13 protein-coding genes are annotated in these 16,303 nt (G+C 60.7%); 6 read left to right on the top strand and 7 right to left on the bottom strand.

Annotated elements, in window-relative coordinates:
* Positions 1 to 115 precede the first annotated feature (115 nt).
* Positions 116 to 1,555, top strand: a complete 1,440-nt coding sequence (locus ACA044_RS02665; RefSeq protein ID WP_497445044.1) for a TolC family outer membrane protein — start codon at positions 116 to 118, stop codon at positions 1,553 to 1,555.
* Between the two features lie 195 nt (positions 1,556 to 1,750).
* On the opposite strand, the gene waaA is transcribed toward ACA044_RS02665, so the two are convergent.
* Positions 1,751 to 3,031: a lipid IV(A) 3-deoxy-D-manno-octulosonic acid transferase gene (gene waaA / locus ACA044_RS02660; RefSeq protein ID WP_497445043.1), complete on the bottom strand. Its 1,281-nt coding sequence runs from the start codon at positions 3,029 to 3,031 to the stop codon at positions 1,751 to 1,753.
* A gap of 22 nt (positions 3,032 to 3,053) precedes the next feature.
* The gene (locus tag ACA044_RS02655; RefSeq protein WP_497445042.1) at positions 3,054 to 3,944 is read right to left on the bottom strand and encodes a LysR family transcriptional regulator; all 891 of its coding nucleotides are present in this window, start codon (positions 3,942 to 3,944) and stop codon (positions 3,054 to 3,056) included.
* A 103-nt stretch (positions 3,945 to 4,047) separates the two neighbouring features.
* On the opposite strand from ACA044_RS02655, the gene ACA044_RS02650 reads away from it, so the two are divergent.
* The 4 genes from ACA044_RS02650 to ACA044_RS02635 all read left to right on the top strand — a co-directional run bounded on the left by ACA044_RS02650 (position 4,048) and on the right by ACA044_RS02635 (position 7,605).
* Complete coding sequence (locus ACA044_RS02650) at positions 4,048 to 4,380, top strand: DMT family transporter (RefSeq protein ID WP_497445041.1); 333 nt, start codon at positions 4,048 to 4,050, stop codon at positions 4,378 to 4,380.
* A 242-nt stretch (positions 4,381 to 4,622) separates the two neighbouring features.
* Complete coding sequence (locus tag ACA044_RS02645; protein WP_497445040.1) at positions 4,623 to 5,798, top strand: NAD(P)/FAD-dependent oxidoreductase; 1,176 nt, start codon at positions 4,623 to 4,625, stop codon at positions 5,796 to 5,798.
* Complete coding sequence (locus tag ACA044_RS02640) at positions 5,795 to 6,607, top strand: aldo/keto reductase (RefSeq protein ID WP_497445039.1); 813 nt, start codon at positions 5,795 to 5,797, stop codon at positions 6,605 to 6,607. Before ACA044_RS02645 ends, ACA044_RS02640 begins: the two co-directional genes overlap by 4 nt.
* 32 nt (positions 6,608 to 6,639) lie before the next feature.
* Complete coding sequence (locus ACA044_RS02635) at positions 6,640 to 7,605, top strand: metal ABC transporter ATPase (RefSeq protein ID WP_497445038.1); 966 nt, start codon at positions 6,640 to 6,642, stop codon at positions 7,603 to 7,605.
* Between the two features lie 158 nt (positions 7,606 to 7,763).
* On the opposite strand, the gene hldE is transcribed toward ACA044_RS02635, so the two are convergent.
* Complete coding sequence (gene hldE / locus ACA044_RS02630; protein ID WP_497445037.1) at positions 7,764 to 9,185, bottom strand: bifunctional D-glycero-beta-D-manno-heptose-7-phosphate kinase/D-glycero-beta-D-manno-heptose 1-phosphate adenylyltransferase HldE; 1,422 nt, start codon at positions 9,183 to 9,185, stop codon at positions 7,764 to 7,766.
* Positions 9,186 to 9,370: 185 nt separating this feature from the next.
* On the bottom strand, positions 9,371 to 11,173 hold the full coding sequence (gene msbA / locus ACA044_RS02625; protein WP_497445036.1) for a lipid A export permease/ATP-binding protein MsbA: 1,803 nt from the start codon (positions 11,171 to 11,173) through the stop codon (positions 9,371 to 9,373).
* Positions 11,174 to 11,328: 155 nt separating this feature from the next.
* Between msbA and ACA044_RS02620 the strand changes: the two genes are divergently transcribed.
* Positions 11,329 to 13,194: an O-antigen ligase family protein gene (locus tag ACA044_RS02620; RefSeq protein WP_497445035.1), complete on the top strand. Its 1,866-nt coding sequence runs from the start codon at positions 11,329 to 11,331 to the stop codon at positions 13,192 to 13,194.
* A 185-nt stretch (positions 13,195 to 13,379) separates the two neighbouring features.
* Here ACA044_RS02620 and ACA044_RS02615 read toward each other — a convergent pair whose 3' ends face one another.
* Genes ACA044_RS02615 through ACA044_RS02605 form a run of 3 tightly spaced genes read right to left on the bottom strand, consistent with a single transcriptional unit; the run spans position 13,380 to position 16,296 of the window.
* Positions 13,380 to 14,264, bottom strand: a complete 885-nt coding sequence (locus tag ACA044_RS02615) for a glycosyltransferase (RefSeq protein ID WP_497445034.1) — start codon at positions 14,262 to 14,264, stop codon at positions 13,380 to 13,382.
* Positions 14,261 to 15,415 (bottom strand): glycosyltransferase family 4 protein, encoded by a 1,155-nt coding sequence (locus ACA044_RS02610; RefSeq protein ID WP_497445033.1) that lies wholly within the window; start codon positions 15,413 to 15,415, stop codon positions 14,261 to 14,263. Before ACA044_RS02610 ends, ACA044_RS02615 begins: the two co-directional genes overlap by 4 nt.
* Positions 15,412 to 16,296: a DUF6625 family protein gene (locus ACA044_RS02605; protein WP_497445032.1), complete on the bottom strand. Its 885-nt coding sequence runs from the start codon at positions 16,294 to 16,296 to the stop codon at positions 15,412 to 15,414. Before ACA044_RS02605 ends, ACA044_RS02610 begins: the two co-directional genes overlap by 4 nt.
* Between the last annotated feature and the right edge of the window lie 7 nt (positions 16,297 to 16,303).

The following is a 16,303-nucleotide window of genomic DNA, read 5'->3' as shown; positions in this document are numbered from 1 at the left end:
TTGCCGTGCCTGCGTGCAACTACACTCGCTACGCCGTGCCGCGCCTTGACGCTGCAGGGCGCCGCGCCGTAGCCTTGGCGCTCAAATTATCAGCGTAATTTTTAGGGATGGCCTCATGCTGCGCAAACTCTCACTGGCCCTTGCCGTGTCTTGTGCGTCCAATGGAATGGCCTGGGCAGCAGAAGCGCCCTTATCGACCAAGACCGACCTGGTCAGCGTCTATCAGGAAGCGGTGGACAACAACGCCGATATCGCCGCTGCCCGCGCCCAATACGGCGCCCAGAAGGAAGTCGTGCCCCAGGCTCGCGCCGGACTGTTGCCCAACCTGTCCGCCGGTGCCGACCTGAACAACACCCGCACCTCGCTCGATCAGCCATCACTGACGTCGACCCGCAGTGGCACGGTGTATCAGGCAACCCTGGCGCAACCGATTTTCCGCGCCGATCGCTGGTTCCAGTTGCAGGCCGCCAAAGACGTCAACGAACAGGCCGCCTTGCAACTCTCGGCCACCGAACAGAACCTGATTCTGCAAAGTGCCGAAAGCTACTTCAACGTACTGCGCAGCCAGGACACCCTGGCCTCGACCAAGGCCGAAGAAGCGGCGTTCAAGCGTCAACTCGACCAGTCCAACGAGCGCTTCGACGTTGGCCTGTCGGACAAGACCGACGTGTTGCAATCCCAAGCCAGTTACGACACGGCGCGGGCCAACCGGATTCTCGCTCAGCGTCAGGTGGATGACGCGTTCGAAGCGCTGATCACCCTGACCAACCGTCAATACAATTCGATCCAGGGCATCGTCCATACCTTGCCGATCCTGCCGCCGGCACCGAACGATGCCAAAGCCTGGGTCGATACCGCCGCCAAACAAAACCTGAATTTGCTGGCCAGCAACTACGCGGTGAGCGCCGCCGAGGAAACCCTCAAGCAGCGCAAGGCCGGACATGCACCCACCCTGGATGCGGTCGCGCAATACAAGAAAGGCGATAACGATGCCCTCGGTTTTACCAACCCAAGCCCGAACGGCGTGCGTTACGGCGGCGATGTCGAGCAACGCACCGTCGGCCTGCAACTGAGCATCCCGCTCTATAGCGGCGGGCTGACCAGCTCCCAGGTGCGCGAGTCTTACTCGCTGCTGACTCAGTCCGAGCAACAACGCGAAGCCCTGCGTCGTCAAGTCGTGGAAAACACCCGCAACCTGCACCGCGCCGTCAACACCGACGTCGAGCAGGTGCAGGCCCGCCGGCAGTCGATCATCTCCAACCAGAGCGCGGTGGAAGCGACCGAAATCGGTTATCAGGTGGGAACGCGCAATATCGTCGACGTGCTCGATGCCCAGCGTCAGCTGTACACCTCGGTGCGCAACTACAACAACACCCGCTACGACTACATCCTCGACAACCTGCGCTTGAAACAGGCCGCCGGCACCTTGAACCCGGGGGACCTGCAGGACCTGACCCGTTATCTCAAAGCCGACTACAACCCGGACAAGGACTTCCTGCCACCGGATCTGGCCAAGGCTGCGGCGGAGCAATTACGGGCTAATCCTGCACAATAAAAGGTAAACCCTGTATTGAGGAGGCTTTCTGGTGAGGGAGCTTGCCTGTGGCGAGGGAGCTTGCTCCCGCTGGGCTGCGAAGCGGCCCCAAAACCTGCAACCGCCTTTCTCCTGACACACCGGGACAGACGGTTTACGACTGCTTCGCAGCCGAGCGGGAGCAAGCTCCCTCGCCACAATTGATCAGTGACCAATTCAGGACTTTTCGATCAACCGCCCCAAACCATCCAACAACCGCTGCAACGCGCCCTGATTGGTGCGCATCACCTTCAGCCCTGCCTCTGCCATCCGCTGCGCATCGCGCGGCAGTTCAAACAGCCGCTGCACCGCCAACGCCAGACCTTCGGCATCATCGACCTCGGCCAACGCCCCGGCGCTGCGCAACTGCGCCGCGATCTCGAGGAAGTTGAACAGGTGCGGCCCGCTGAGCACCGGTTTGGCCAGGGCCGCCGGCTCCAGCAGGTTATGGCCGCCGTTGGGCACCAAACTGCCACCGACGAAAGCGCTGTCGGCCAAGGCATAGAGAAACAGCAACTCGCCCATGGTATCGCCCAGCAGCACCGACGTGCCTGCGGTAACCGGTTCGCCCGTCGAACGCCGCACCGTGGCAAAACCCTGCTGCCGGCACAACTCGAACACCGGGCTGAAGCGCTCCGGATGACGCGGCACCAGAATCAGCAAGGCATCGGGATGATTGGCCAGCAGCCGACGATGGGCCGCCAGCACCACTTCGTCTTCACCTTCGTGAGTACTGGCGGCAATCCAGACGGGACGTTCCTGCGCCTGCCACTGCGCACGCAACTCGGCGGCACGCTGGAGCAGGGCCGGGTCAATGGTCAGGTCGAACTTTATCGAACCGGTCACTTCGACCGTTTCCGGGCGCGCGCCCAAATCCCGGAAACGCTGCGCCTCGGCTTCAGTCTGCACCGCGAACAGGCTCATCTCCGCGAGCATCGGCCGGGTCAGTTTATGGAAGCGGCCATAGCCTTTGGCCGAACGCTCGGACAGCCGCGCATTGGCCAGCGCCACGGGAATCCCGCGTTTGGCGCATTGGTGGATATGGTTGGGCCAGAGCTCGGTCTCCATGATCACCGCCAGTTTCGGCCGGGCCCGATCAAGGAATCGCGCCGCGGCACAGGGCAGGTCATAAGGCAGATAGCAGTGCTGGATGCGCGGCTCGTTGGCGAACAACGCCTGGATGCGCTCGGAGCCGGTCGGGGTCATGCAGGTGACGGTGATCGGCAGCGTCGGATAACGTTGCAGCAAGGCACGGATCATCGGTGCCGCGGCGATGCTTTCGCCCACCGACACCGCGTGCACCCAGAGGCCGTCCGGCTTCATTGCCGGTAGCGCGAGGGAAAAACGCTCGCCAATGCGTTTGGCGTACGCCGGCGCCTTGCGCGCCCGCAGCCAAAGCCGAATCGCTACCAATGGCAGCCCCAGGTAAAACAGCGCGGTGTAGAGAGTTCTATTCATGGCGGCGGAGTTTATCGGTTTTTTAGCCGATCGCCTGCAAGTGCACGGCAAAACGTTCCGCCAGCCAACGGGCCGCCGGGCCGAGGGGCTCGTCGCGACGCCAGACCAGCTCCACGATCAATGCCGGCGGGGTCCATTCGCTGGTCAGTTCGACCATCTGGTTTTGATACGCCGGGTACTGCACCACATGTCGCGGCAACCAGGCCCAGCCGAGGCCGCGCATTACCCATTCGGCCATCACGTAGAAACTGTCGGCGCGCCAGACCTGCGGGCTGGCCGGCTCACTGCCGGGATAGACGCTGGACTGCGTGGACATCAGCAACTGTCGATGTTGCGCCAATTGCTGGCAATCGACCTGCGCCTGCTTCGCCAAGGGATGCCCCACGCCGCACACCGTGACCATGTCGACGCTGCCCAGAACCCGCCGCTCGAGGGCTTCGGGAATCTGCTCGTGATAAAACAGCAAGCCCAGGTCGGCCCGGCGCTCTACCAGTTTGCGCGCCACATCACCCTGGGCGGCGCTGGTCAGCTGCACTTCGAGGCTGGGAAACTTTTCCGCCAGGGCCTCGAAGCTTTCAACCACCGCCTGATAGGGCATCGCCTCGTCCTGAGCCACCCGCAGACTCGCTTCCTGGCCGCGCATCATCGCCAGCGCCCGTCCATTGAGGCGTTCACATTGGCGCAACACTTCCCGCGCTTCTTCAAGCAGGGCGGTGCCGGCTTCGGTGAGTTTCGGCTGGCGACCACTGCTGCGATCGAACAGGCTGACGCCCAGGTCCTCTTCCAGCAGTGCAATCGAACTGCTGACCGCCGACTGCGCCTTGCGCTGATCCCGCGCCACCGCGGAAAACGAACGCTGTTCCGCGACGCTGACAAACAAGCGCAGCTGTTCCAGATTCCATTGCATGTTCATGGCTCAACCCATCTTCAGAACAGATAGGTAATGACTTTACCGCATCTGGCGAATCTCTAGAATGCCGACCTCAGAGAGCAACGCTTCATACGAGGATTGACCCATGACCGCTTACTACTACCTGGCCATCGCCATCTGCGCCGAAGTGATCGCTACCGTTTCGATGAAAGCGATCAAAGGTTTTAGCACGCCACTGCCGCTGCTGCTGGTCATCGTCGGTTACGGCGTCGCCTTCTGGATGCTGACCCTGGTGGTGCGCAGCGTGCCGGTGGGTGTGGCCTACGCGGTGTGGGCCGGGATGGGCATCGTGATGGTCAGCGTCGCGGCGTTGTTTATCTACGGGCAGAAGCTGGATGTGCCGGCAATGCTGGGGATGGCGCTGATTGTGCTGGGCGTTGTGGTTATTCAGCTGTTCTCGAAAACCGCGGGGCATTGAAAGAAAAGATCGCAGCCTTCGGCAGCTCCTACGCAAGTAAATCGTGTTGCACGGTTCTCTGTAGCAGCTGCCGAAGGCTGCGTTCGGCTGCGAAGCAGTCGTAAAACCTGACAACACCGTTCCTGAGACAGATCGAAGGCGAGGACTTCGTCCTCGAACGCAGCCTTCGGCAGCTGCTACAAAGATTGCGTCCGGCATGAATCTGTATACTGCGCCCTCGTCTTGAACACTGAGGTCGCTGCATGCCATCCGTTATTTCCACCGACGTTCTGATTGTCGGCGCAGGTGTCGCCGGCCTCTGGCTGAATGCGCGTCTGCGTCGCCAGGGTTTTTCGACCGTGCTGGTGGAAAGCGCCAGCCTCGGTGGCGGGCAGAGCGTCAAGTCCCAGGGCATCATCCACGGTGGCGCCAAGTACGCGCTGCACGGTGCCCTGTCCGGCGCCTCGGAAGCCATTGCCGACATGCCGCGTCGCTGGCGTGAAGCCCTGGCCGGCGACGGCGAGCTGGACCTGTCCGGCGTACGCCTGCTGTCTGACGCTCACTATCTCTGGTCCCCCGGCACCCTCGCCGGCAACCTCACCAGTTTTTTTGCCAGCAAAGCCGTGCGCGGGCGGGTCGATCAGGTCAAGGGCGAACAACTGCCCCCAGCCCTGCAAGACAAGCGTTTCAAGGGCAAGGTCTATCGCCTGGCGGAACTGGTGGTCGACGTGCCGAGCCTGATTCAGCGCCTGGCCGATCTGGCCGGCGACGGCTTGCTCGCCGGTCAGCACATCGAACCGCTGCTGGAAAACGGCGAACTGGTCGGTTTGAAAGTCGACGAGCGCGAGATCCGCGCCCAGCGCATCGTCCTCAGCGCGGGTGCCGGCACTGCCGACCTGCTCACGGCGCTCGGCCTGAGCCAGCCGGCCATGCAGCGCCGTCCCCTGCACATGATCATCGTCAAAGGCCCGGGCCTCAAACCGCTGTACGCCCATTGCCTGGGCGGCGGGCCGAAGCCGCGCATCACCGTGACCACCCACCCGGCCGCCGATGGCCAGTGGGTCTGGTACCTGGGGGGCGACATCGCCGAAGCCGAAGGCGTGGCCCGTGATCCTGCGGCACAGATCGCCACCGCCCAGAAAGAACTCGGCAACTTGCTGCCGTGGATCGACCTGAGTACCGCGCACTGGGCGACCTTGCGGGTCGACCGCGCCGAGCCGCTGCAATCGGGCCTGACCCGCCCGGACAATGCCTTCCTCGCCGAACAGGATCGTCTGCTGGTGGGTTGGCCGACCAAACTGGCCCTGGCGCCGGACTTCGCTGACCGCGTCCTCGCCGCACTGCAACGCGACGGCGTCCAGCCGAGCCATACGGTGCCATTGCCAGAATTGCCAAAGCCGCCGATGGGCGTCCCTGCCTGGGAGCAACTGCTGCCATGAGCCAACCGACCCTGCACGACCTGCATCGCCCTTTGGGCAGCACCGGCCTGTTGGTTTCGCCCTTGGGCCTGGGCACGGTGAAGCTTGGTCGCGATCAAGGGGTGAAATACCCCAACGGCTTCCAGATCCCCGGCGATGACGACGCACGCAGGCTGCTCAAGCTCGCTCGCGACCTGGGCATCAACCTGATAGACACCGCCCCGGCCTATGGCCGCAGCGAAGAGCGTCTCGGCCCGTTGCTGCGTGGTCAGCGTCAGGACTGGGTGATCGTCAGCAAGGTCGGCGAAGAGTTTGCCGACGGCCAGTCGCGCCACGATTTCAGCGCCGCCCATACTCGCCTGTCAGTGGAACGCAGCCTGCGACGCCTGGAAACGGATGTTATCGATCTGGTGTTGGTGCATTCCGATGGCAACGACCTGGCAATCCTCAACGACAGCGAAGTCTACGCCACCCTTGCCGAGCTCAAGCGTGAAGGCAAGATTCTCGGCTTCGGCTTTTCCGGCAAAACCGTCGATGGCGGCTTGAAGGCTCTGGAACAAGGTGATTGCGCGATGGTCACCTACAATCTGAACGAACAGAACGAGAAGGCAGTCATTGACTATGCTGCTGCGCACGGCAAAGCAATCCTGGTCAAAAAAGCCCTGGCCAGCGGCCATGCTTGCTTGAGCCCGGGCGTGGACCCGGTGCGTGCCAGCTTCGAGTTGTTGTTTGAACACCCGGGTGTGGCCAGTGCTATTGTCGGGACCATCAATCCGCTGCACCTCGCCCACAACGTCGCGACCGTTGCCCAGGTCCTTCGTAGAAACTGATGCCGCCCACGCGGCCTTAAGCAGGAGCCGACATGCCGCGCACGCTCATAAGAAAGAACCCGAGCAACTTCAAGACCCTGCCGTTATTCGTCGAAGCAACGCCCGAAGGCCTGAGTTATCAGAGCGTCGGGATGCCGCTGAACTTCTCCCAGACCCTGCAACGTCGCCGCCCGGTGACGGTGGCCGACAGCGAGCGGTTTGCCCTGGAGCTGGCGAACCTTGGGGTCTCGGTGCGCCTGACCCTGCATTGGCAGAACCGCGATTACTGGGTGTTGGTGCGTCAGCGTCGGCAAGACCGCGGCGATGTGGTGCTCAAGCTGATATCCGGTTACGTACCGGCCCATGAGCTGAACCTGCCGCTGCACACGGCGACCCAGGAAATTGCCGAAGAGTGCCTGTTGGAAACCCCGGAAGGCTGGCTCAGCGGGCGCTTCAACGATACCTGGCTACCGGCTCCCTACTCGTCCGCCCTGCATTACCGCGAAGCCCTGCCGTTTCGCCTGACGCCTTTGTCCGGCTCGGCGCGGCCGGTGCGCTGTGCCAACATGCCGCTGATCGAACGCCCGCGGGCCTACGTGCATTTGCCGACGGCGTCGCTGCAACTGATCTACGACTTGCGCCTGGACGTGCCCAAGGAAGCCAAATCCCTGAGTCTGTTTCATGTCGATGAGCGACTGGAGGGCGATCAACTGGTGGCCCGACTCGACCGTAAACGTCCCGATTTGTACCTGATGCCACTGCAGGACGGCCAGCCAATGGCCGAGCTGTATACCTTGAAAAAGGATCAGCTGTATCCAGCGAGTACCCGCGGGTTGTATCTGGCGGAGAGTTTTGCCCGGCAGGAAGGCTGGCTGGTGAAGGATGAGCGGATTCGCTGGAAGGATTGGGTGCGGCAACAGGGTTTGAGCCCGCCGGGGAAAGATTCCGGTTTGGCCCGCTTGCACGGAAAAGCAAAGCAACTGCTGAAAAGAATCGTGCCGCGCAAGGCCGCACGATAGAACCTTGTGGCGAGGGGGCTTGCCCCCGTTGGGCTGCGAAGCGGCCCCGAATCCGGCCACCGCGTTTTTACTGACATACCGCGCCAGCAGGTTTTACGACTGCTTCGCAGCCGAACGGGGGCGAGCCCCCTCGCCACAACAAGCCCCCTTCACCACAATCAGTGATTGCGGATCTTCTCGACAATCGCCGTGGTCGAGCTGTTTTCCACCAGCCCCAGCACTTTCACGATCCCGCCGTAAGCGCTGACGATGTCCGCACCGACGACTTGGTCGATCCCGTAATCCCCACCCTTGACCAATACGTCCGGCTTGACCTCGCGCAGCAGGTTTTCCGGAGTGCCTTCAGGGAAGCTGATTACCCAATCCACCGCACCCAGACCGGCCAGTACCGCCATGCGACGATCGACGCTGTTGATCGGACGACCCGGCCCTTTCAAGCGGCTCACCGACGCATCGTCGTTGACCGCCACAATCAGACGATCGCCCTGGGCGCGCGCCTGTTCGAGGTAGGTCACATGGCCAGCATGAAGGATGTCGAAGCAGCCATTGGTGAACACAATCTTCTCGTTGTGTGCACGTGCGTCGTCGACCGCCAGCAGCAGCTGCTCCAGCCCCAATACACCACGTTCGGAACCTTCTTCACGCTGAATCGCACGACGTAATTCCGGGGCGCTGATGGCCGCGGTACCAAGCTTGCCGACCACGATGCCCGCCGCCAGATTGGCCAGGGCCACCGCGTGGGGCAGTTCTTCGCCAGCAGCGATCGCTGCCGCCAGGGTAGAAATCACCGTATCACCGGCGCCGGTCACGTCGAACACTTCACGGGCACGGGCTGGCAGGTGCAGCGCCGGATGATCCGGGCGCAGCAAGGTCATGCCGTGCTCGCCACGGGTCACCAGCAACGCACCGAGGTCGAGGTCGTGCATCAGCTGCGCGCCCTTGCTCACCAGCTCGTGCTCATCGGCGCAACCCCCGACGATGGTTTCGAACTCGCTGAGATTCGGGGTGATCAGGCTCGCGCCACGGTAGATCGAGAAATCCTTGCCCTTGGGATCGGCCAGCACCGGAATGCCACGGGCACGGGCGGCCTGGATCAGCACCTGATGGTTTTTCAGCGCGCCTTTGCCGTAGTCGGACAGCACCAGCACCTTGATGCCTTCGAGCAATTCGTCGACTTGCTCGCCCAGCGCCAGGGCGTCGGTGGAGAAAGGTTCTTCGAAGTCGATACGCAGCAATTGCTGGTGGCGGCTCATCACCCGCAGCTTGACGATGGTCGGCTGGTGCGCGATGCGCTGGAACAACGCCCGCACGCCAGCGCCCTTGAGGCTATTGACCAGGCTGTCGGCAGCCTCGTCGTCGCCAGTCACGCCGACCAGCGAGGCCGGTGCGCCGAGGGCGGCAATGTTCAGGGCAACGTTGGCGGCACCGCCCGGGCGGTCCTCGATTTGCTCGACTTTGACTACCGGTACCGGCGCCTCAGGGGAGATCCGTGAGGTACCACCATGCCAGTAACGGTCGAGCATGACATCGCCGACCACCAAGACAGGGGCTTGATCGAATCGCGGCATGGACAACTTCATGGAGCAACCCACATACAAAATGAACAGGGGCGCGATATTAACACAGGGTTGGCGCTGGCTTGCGTGACGGCTGCAACCAGATGAATTGGCGGGGCTTTTTGTTCATTTATTGAGCAAAAATAGCGATAACCTGCGGCAGGCCGGTGAACGCGAGGGTGAGCCAGGCTCACCCTCGCATTCAGGGGTCAGGCTATGTCTTCAGCCGGGGCATCGAGGCCCATGGCATTCAGACGGGCGTAATATCCATTCTGCGCCAGAAGTTCGGCATGGGTACCACGCTCGACGATCCGGCCTTGATCCATGACCAGAATCAGGTCAGCCTTCTCGATCGTCGACAACCGGTGAGCAATCACCAGGGTGGTCCGGCCTTTCATGACCTGATCCAGCGCGGCTTGAATATGCCGCTCGGATTCGGTATCGAGGGCCGAAGTGGCTTCGTCGAGAATCAGCAACGGCGCGTTCTTCAGCAGGGCCCGGGCAATCGCCAGACGCTGGCGCTGACCGCCGGACAGCAACACGCCGTTCTCACCGACCTGGGTGTCCAGGCCTTCGGGCAACTGCACAATGAAGTCCATCGCGTAGGCATCTCTTGCCGCTTTCTCGATGTCTTCGCGAGGTGCGCCAGCCAGATCGCCATACGCAATGTTGTTGGCCACGGTGTCGCTGAACAGCGTCACATGCTGGGTCACCTGGGCAATGTGCTTGCGCAGGTTGAGCAGTTTGTACTGTTCCACTTCAACGCCATCGATCAGGATCTCGCCCTTGTCGTGGTGATAAAAACGCGGAATCAGGTTGGCCAGGGTCGACTTGCCACTGCCCGAACGCCCCACCAGCGCCACCATTTGCCCCGGTTCGACCGTGAAACTGATGTCATCGAGTACCTGACGCTCGGTGCCCGGGTAGGTGAAGCTCAAGTGACGCACATCCAGCCTGCCGCTGACGGCATCGCGCTCGATGGTGCCAGTATCGAGTTCGGGGGCGACGTCCAGTTGCTCGAAGATGCTCTCGGCGCCGGCCACACCTTTCTGGATGGTCGAACTGACTTCGGACAATTGGCGGATCGGCTTGGGCAGCAAGCCCGCCAGGGTGATGTACGCCACCATGTCACCGGCGGACGCATCACCGCGCAGAAACAGCACCAGGAACATCAGCACCGCCATGGCGCTGTAGATCACCAGTTGCAGCAGCGGCGTATAGATGGCGCCGGTACGGGTCATGCGCAATTGCTTGTCGGTATTGCCCTGGCTGGCGTTAAAGAAGCGCTTCTGCTCGTAGACTTCGCCGCCGAAGCTGCGCACCACGCGATAACCCTGGATGGTTTCCGAAGCCACGTGGGTCACGTCGCCCATGGCGGCCTGGATCTTCTTGCTCTGTTTGCGGAATTTCTTGCTGGCGGTGCGCACCATCAAGGCGATCAACGGCAGGATCGCAACCATGACCAGCGTCAGGCGCCAGTTCATGTACAGCAGCGAAGCGAACAGAAAGATCACCGTCATGCCTTCACGGATTACGACCTTGATCGCATCTGTGGCCGCCCCCGTGACCATGGTCACGTTGAAGGTGATGCGCGAAATCAGATGACCCGAGTTATGCTTGTCGAAGTAGCGGTTGGGCAAGACCAGCAAGTTATTGAACAACTGCACGCGCAAGTCGTGGACCAGCCCGAGGGAAACCTTGGCCAGAAAGTAGTTGCCCAGATAAGATCCCAACCCCTGCCACGCTGCAATCAGGATGATCAGCAAGGGCACCGCCTGCAGCAGTTGCAGGTCACGCAGGTACGGCACGCTTGGAAACAGCACCGCTTCGGGGTTGGACAAGCCGTCGACGAAGTATTTGAGGATGTAGCCGAGCATTGGCTGAGTCGAAGCGAAAATCAGAAAACCGACAATGCTGATCAGAAACAGACTGATGTACGGCCGGACATAGCCGAGCAGGCGGAAGTAGATTTTCAAGCTCGATGGGCTTGCGGAGAGACTGGAGTCGGTCATATCACGCGAATGTCGATAAAAAGGACGCTGACTTTAGCACAGCTTCTTCAGGGTTCTGGCAATCGCATAAAGGCTGTTATTGTTAAGCGTCATATTCAGTATCAAATAGCCATCACCACGAATAGCCGATCAACTTCAGGATTGAATCTCTCAGCATGCAACTCAGTGGTTTCAACAGCACGTCCAATCGAGTCTTCGATTTCATTTGCCTCTGGATTCTTCCACTCGGCTATTTTCTGCTTCTGTGTGCGCTGTTCTTTCTGCCGGGCCGCAGTCTGCACCACAAGCTTTTTTATGGCCTGTTCAGCATTCCATCGTTTATCGTCCTTTGCCTGCGTCCCCGTGAATTCAAAGAGTTGCTGCGCGAGCCGATCTTCGTCGCGGTGCTGCTGTTCGCCGCCTGGGCCTTGCTCAGCCTGAGCTGGGGGCCGCCGATGGGGCACAACGTCGCTGGCCAGTTCAAACCCGCCTTGCACACGTTGATGTTATTCACTGGCTGCTACCTGCTGGTGCGCTACCGTAGCGACATCGTCCAGCCTTTGTTATTCAGTGCCGCGATGGTCGGATTGATCGCTTCGGTCTACAACCTGTTCATGTTTGCCCGCCTCTACGAGCCGGGCATGCGGTTGATCGGTGGCGGCGCATTCGACAATCCGCTCCTCAGCTCCCATGTGTTCGGGTTCTTTTGTGCCTACTGGCTGAGCCTGAGCATGACCTGCAAGCGTCGCCAGGTGCTCTGGCTGAGCATTCCGGCGATGGCGATCATGTTCGCCGCGGTGATTGCCACCGGCTCCAGAACCCCGTTGGTTGCATTGACACTGGCTGCTTTCTGGCTGAGTTTCATCTGCTGGAACCGCCGCTCTTTCGTATTGTTGGGCGCTCTGATGTTCAGCGGCGCAGCAATTTCCGTGTTGTTATCGCAGATGATCATCCTGCGCGGCGACTCCTACCGCTTCGAAATCTGGCAGTTGGTCCTGAACAGAATTGCCGAGCACCCGTGGATCGGCCATGGCTACAACGCCAGCCTGACCCTCGATCCCGGTATCGGTTACACCTTGCAAGAGCCCCACAACTTCGCCTTGGGCGTGCTCTATTACGTCGGTATTTTCGGTTTGCTGCCGTGGCTGTTCTTCCAGGCACGGGGCTTGCTGAACAGCTGGCATTGTCGCCTGCAACCGCTGTTCATCATCGCCTCGACCTGGTTGGTATTCGGTATCGGCGCAGGCCTGACCGAAGGCGGCGGGATCATCTCCCGGCCCAAGGAGCACTGGTTCCTACTGTGGATACCGCTGGCGCTGATCGCCGCGCTGAGCATCAACCAGCGTGCCAGACGCCTGTTGGCGATGCCGATCAAGACGTTGACGCCAACGGCCCAGCAACAGCTGACCGCCAATGCTCAAGTGATAGAAGAAGACGGGCTGGGGCCTAAAGTCCTACGCCTGGTCGATGGTAGCTTCCTCAAGCTGTTCCGTCGTCGCCGCTGGTATACCTCGGGCAGTTTCAACCCCTACTCCGAACGCTTTGCCGCCAACAGCGAGCAATTGCGCAACATGGGTATTCCCACCCCGCAAACCCTGGATCTGTACCGACTCGAAGACGGCAGCAGTGCCGTGCACTATTCGCCGCTACCGGGCAGCACCTTGCGTCAGGTTCTTCAAGCCATCACCGCCCCTGCGGTGCGACAGGCGCTGGTAGAACGTTTCGGCAAGTTCATGGCGCAGCTGCATGAGCAAGGCGTCTATTTCCGCTCCCTGCACCTGGGCAACGTATTGGTACTGGATGATGGTGAGTTCGGCCTGATCGATCTGGCGGATATGCGCATCTATCCTTCATCCCTGAGCCTGTCCCTGCGTCAGCGCAATCTGCGCCATATGCAGCGTTACACCGAGGATCGACGCTGGCTGTTCGAAGACCACTTTGACGCGCTACTTCAGGGCTACGCCGTGACGGCGTCGAAATCCGCCGTCGATAATCTGCACAGGCAAGTGCTGGCCGGGGGGCACCCGGCACGGACTCATTAATGGCCGAGCTAAAGCTTGATAGTGCACTCTATGTAGCAGCTGGCGCAGCCTGCGTCCGGCTGCGAAGCAGTCGTAAAACCTGAATATGCGGACCTTCCTGAACCACCGCATCGTCTGAATTTACGACTGCTACGCAGCCGGGCGCAGGCTGCGCCAGCTGCTACAAAGATCGCGTCAAGGCTGAATCAGTCTTTTTCCAGCGGCGAAAAATACAGCCGCCCCAGACCACGCCAGGTCTTCTTGTTCCAGGCCTTTAACGGTATCTGCGCCAGCAGCTCCCGCGCCAGCTTGCGGTCGCGATTGGCGGTTTTCAGAAACATCGAACTGAGGAACCTGTAACGCACCTCGTCGTACAGCGGATGATCGCTGAACAGCGCGTAGGAGCGCAGGATGTTGTCGACCATGAAGCGGTGATTCTTGTAGGAGTTGGTGGCGTGCTTGCGATAGCGCGCCATCAGCACATTCAGGCCATCGATGAAGTAACCGGCGCGGGTCACCTTCAACTCGATCAGCAAGTCCTCCAGCCGAATGTTCGGATCGAAGCCGCCCACCTTGTCCAGTGCTTCGCGACGGATCATCAGGGTCGGTGCCGGCGGATAGGGCTTGCGCTCCAGGAACATGTCATCGAAATCCAGACGACGGAACGGCACATCGCGACGCTGACGCTTCTCCGGGTAGAGGTTGCCGTCGGCGTCGATCAGTTCAATGTTGCCGGCGCAGATCCCGACCTCGGGCTTGCCATCCATGTACGCCACCTGGGTGGCGATACGCTCTGCCAGCATGATGTCGTCGGAACCGAACGGCACGATCAGGCTGCCCTTTGAGCGCGCGATGGCACCGTTGAGGGTGTTGGTCAGCCCCTGGTTCTGCTGGACCCGGAAATCGAAGCCGTGCTGTGCCTGCAAGGCATTGATCCGTTCGACGCTGTCATCGCTGGAACCGTCATCGACGACCAGCAGCTCGATATTTTTATAGGTTTGGTTGAGGACGCTGAGAATGCTTTCCTCGATATAGCGGCCGTGGTTGTACGACGCGATGATGACCGTAACGAGGGGTTGCGCGTCGCTCATGGTTGTTCCTTGCGGGCTTGACTCAAGCCGGAGTCGATCAGGTTCAGGTATTCCTGACGGAACACCTCGATGTCGTGTTGCTCCTGGAGATAACGGAAGGCCTGTTCGCCCTTGGCCTTGAGCTCGTCGTCCGACAGCCCAAGGTAGTTATCCAGCGCCGCGACCAGCGTCGGCACGTCCGCCGGGGTAATCGCCAGACCGCCCGCGCCCTGAATCAGCGGCAACATGGCCGGTACATTCGAGGCGATCACCGGCAAGTGCCCGCTCATGCCTTCGAGCAATGCCAAACCCAGGCCTTCGGCCAGGGATGGCATGGTCCAGATGTCGAACGCACGCACATACTGCAAGGCGTTTTCCTTGAAACCCAGCAAATGCGCGCGGCCGGTCAGCCCCAAGCGTTCGATTTCGCCGGCCAGACGCGACTCTTCACGCCCCGCCCCGATGATTGCCAGTTGGGTGTTCGGGTATTTGTCCTTGAGGGCGGCAAAGGCCTGCAACAGATAGGTATGCCCCTTGACCGGCACCAACCGGCCCAATGCACCGATCAAGCGCACCGACGGGTCGATGCCCAACAACTCGCGGGCCCGCTCACGACTGTGTTGCAAACCTTCAGCCTGTTCGATGTCGATGGCGTTGGTGATCGCGTAGGTGTTCTGGTCGGTAAAGCCGCAGTCACACTCGAGCAAGTACTGTTTGACCGCCGGCGACACACCGACGAAGCGCCAATGGCGATCGATCAGGCGTTGGGTCTGGCGGCGCCGGTAAAACCGGTCGTACTCGCCAAAACCATGGGAGATACCGATGCACAGCGGCACTTTCAACCAGCGGTTGAGCGTCAGCATCATGTTTACTGGCTTGAAGCGGTTACAAATCACCACGTCGAACTTTTCCGCGCGGCAGAACTTGTACAACTGCCACATCACCCGCAGGCGCATGCCCTTCAGGGACTTGTCGGAAAACTCGAAATACACCGAACGGTCGGCGCGGCTCACCGCCTCGCCAGGCCCGGGCTTGCCACGCAGGAACGCCGCGGTCACTTCATAGCGATCGCTCGGCAGGGCCTTGACGATCTGCTCTGCAAGGTCAGCAAAATCATGGGCTTTGACGTTGTAGTCAGGCTGCAATTGCAGAACCTTTGACCGTTGACTCATAACTCTCCCCGGTGAAAACCAGTCGCATCGATGACCCAGGCCGGTTCGGCGGCGATGCGCCTGATTTCGGCCGGATCGGGTGGGGGCAACCGTGACCATTCGTTGCGTTTCCAGCAGACGAAGTGAAAATACGGAAACCGGCGATCGCCATCGCGATCGTTACTCAAACAGCCATTGCGCCAATACCAGTGATGCGGAAAGTCATCCGTGCCGTCATGCCACTTGATGCAGCCACCCGGGGTGCTGAACGCCTCGGTGAATTCGCTGCGTCGGCGCCACGGGTTGAACTTGCCCACCAGGGTGAATAAAGGCTCGGGGAAATTCTTGCGCCAGAGGAAGATTCGACTGAAGGCTCCCTCATCCAGCGCGTGATGCGCCTGATCGGCAAACCGCGTTTGCCAGTCTTTCATCTGCATGAACAACTCACGCTTGCGCGCGGTGTTGCGCATCAGGCAGAGGTGCCCCGCCACCCGCCTCTCATGGGTGGAGAACAGGTCATAACTGGCCAGCCGATCAGCAGTGAAATAACTTCGCAGGTCACCATACACCAGATCAATATCGCCGAACGCCCAGAAATCATAGCCTTGCAGGCGGTCAACATGAATATGCCCCAGAGCCGGCTTGATGTCGCAAAGCTTGTATGCGGCCTCAGGCGCAAAGTCGATATTCAGCCGCCGCGACACCAACGCGCAGTACTCACTGAAGCTCATGGCCTCGACAGTTACGTTGGGCGGCAGATTCTCCGGCGTACCGCAGTCACTGAACAGCAACCAGTTGATATCGGCGTTGCGTCGGCAACTCTCGAGGAAAAACGGCATCCAGAACGGCCAATGACCGAAATACGGGATCAAGAATAGAATACGCGGGCATGGATTGATCACAGAAATT

This window comes from Pseudomonas sp. LBUM1673, assembly GCF_059695645.1.
This window is presented reverse-complemented; position numbering and strand designations above follow the sequence as displayed.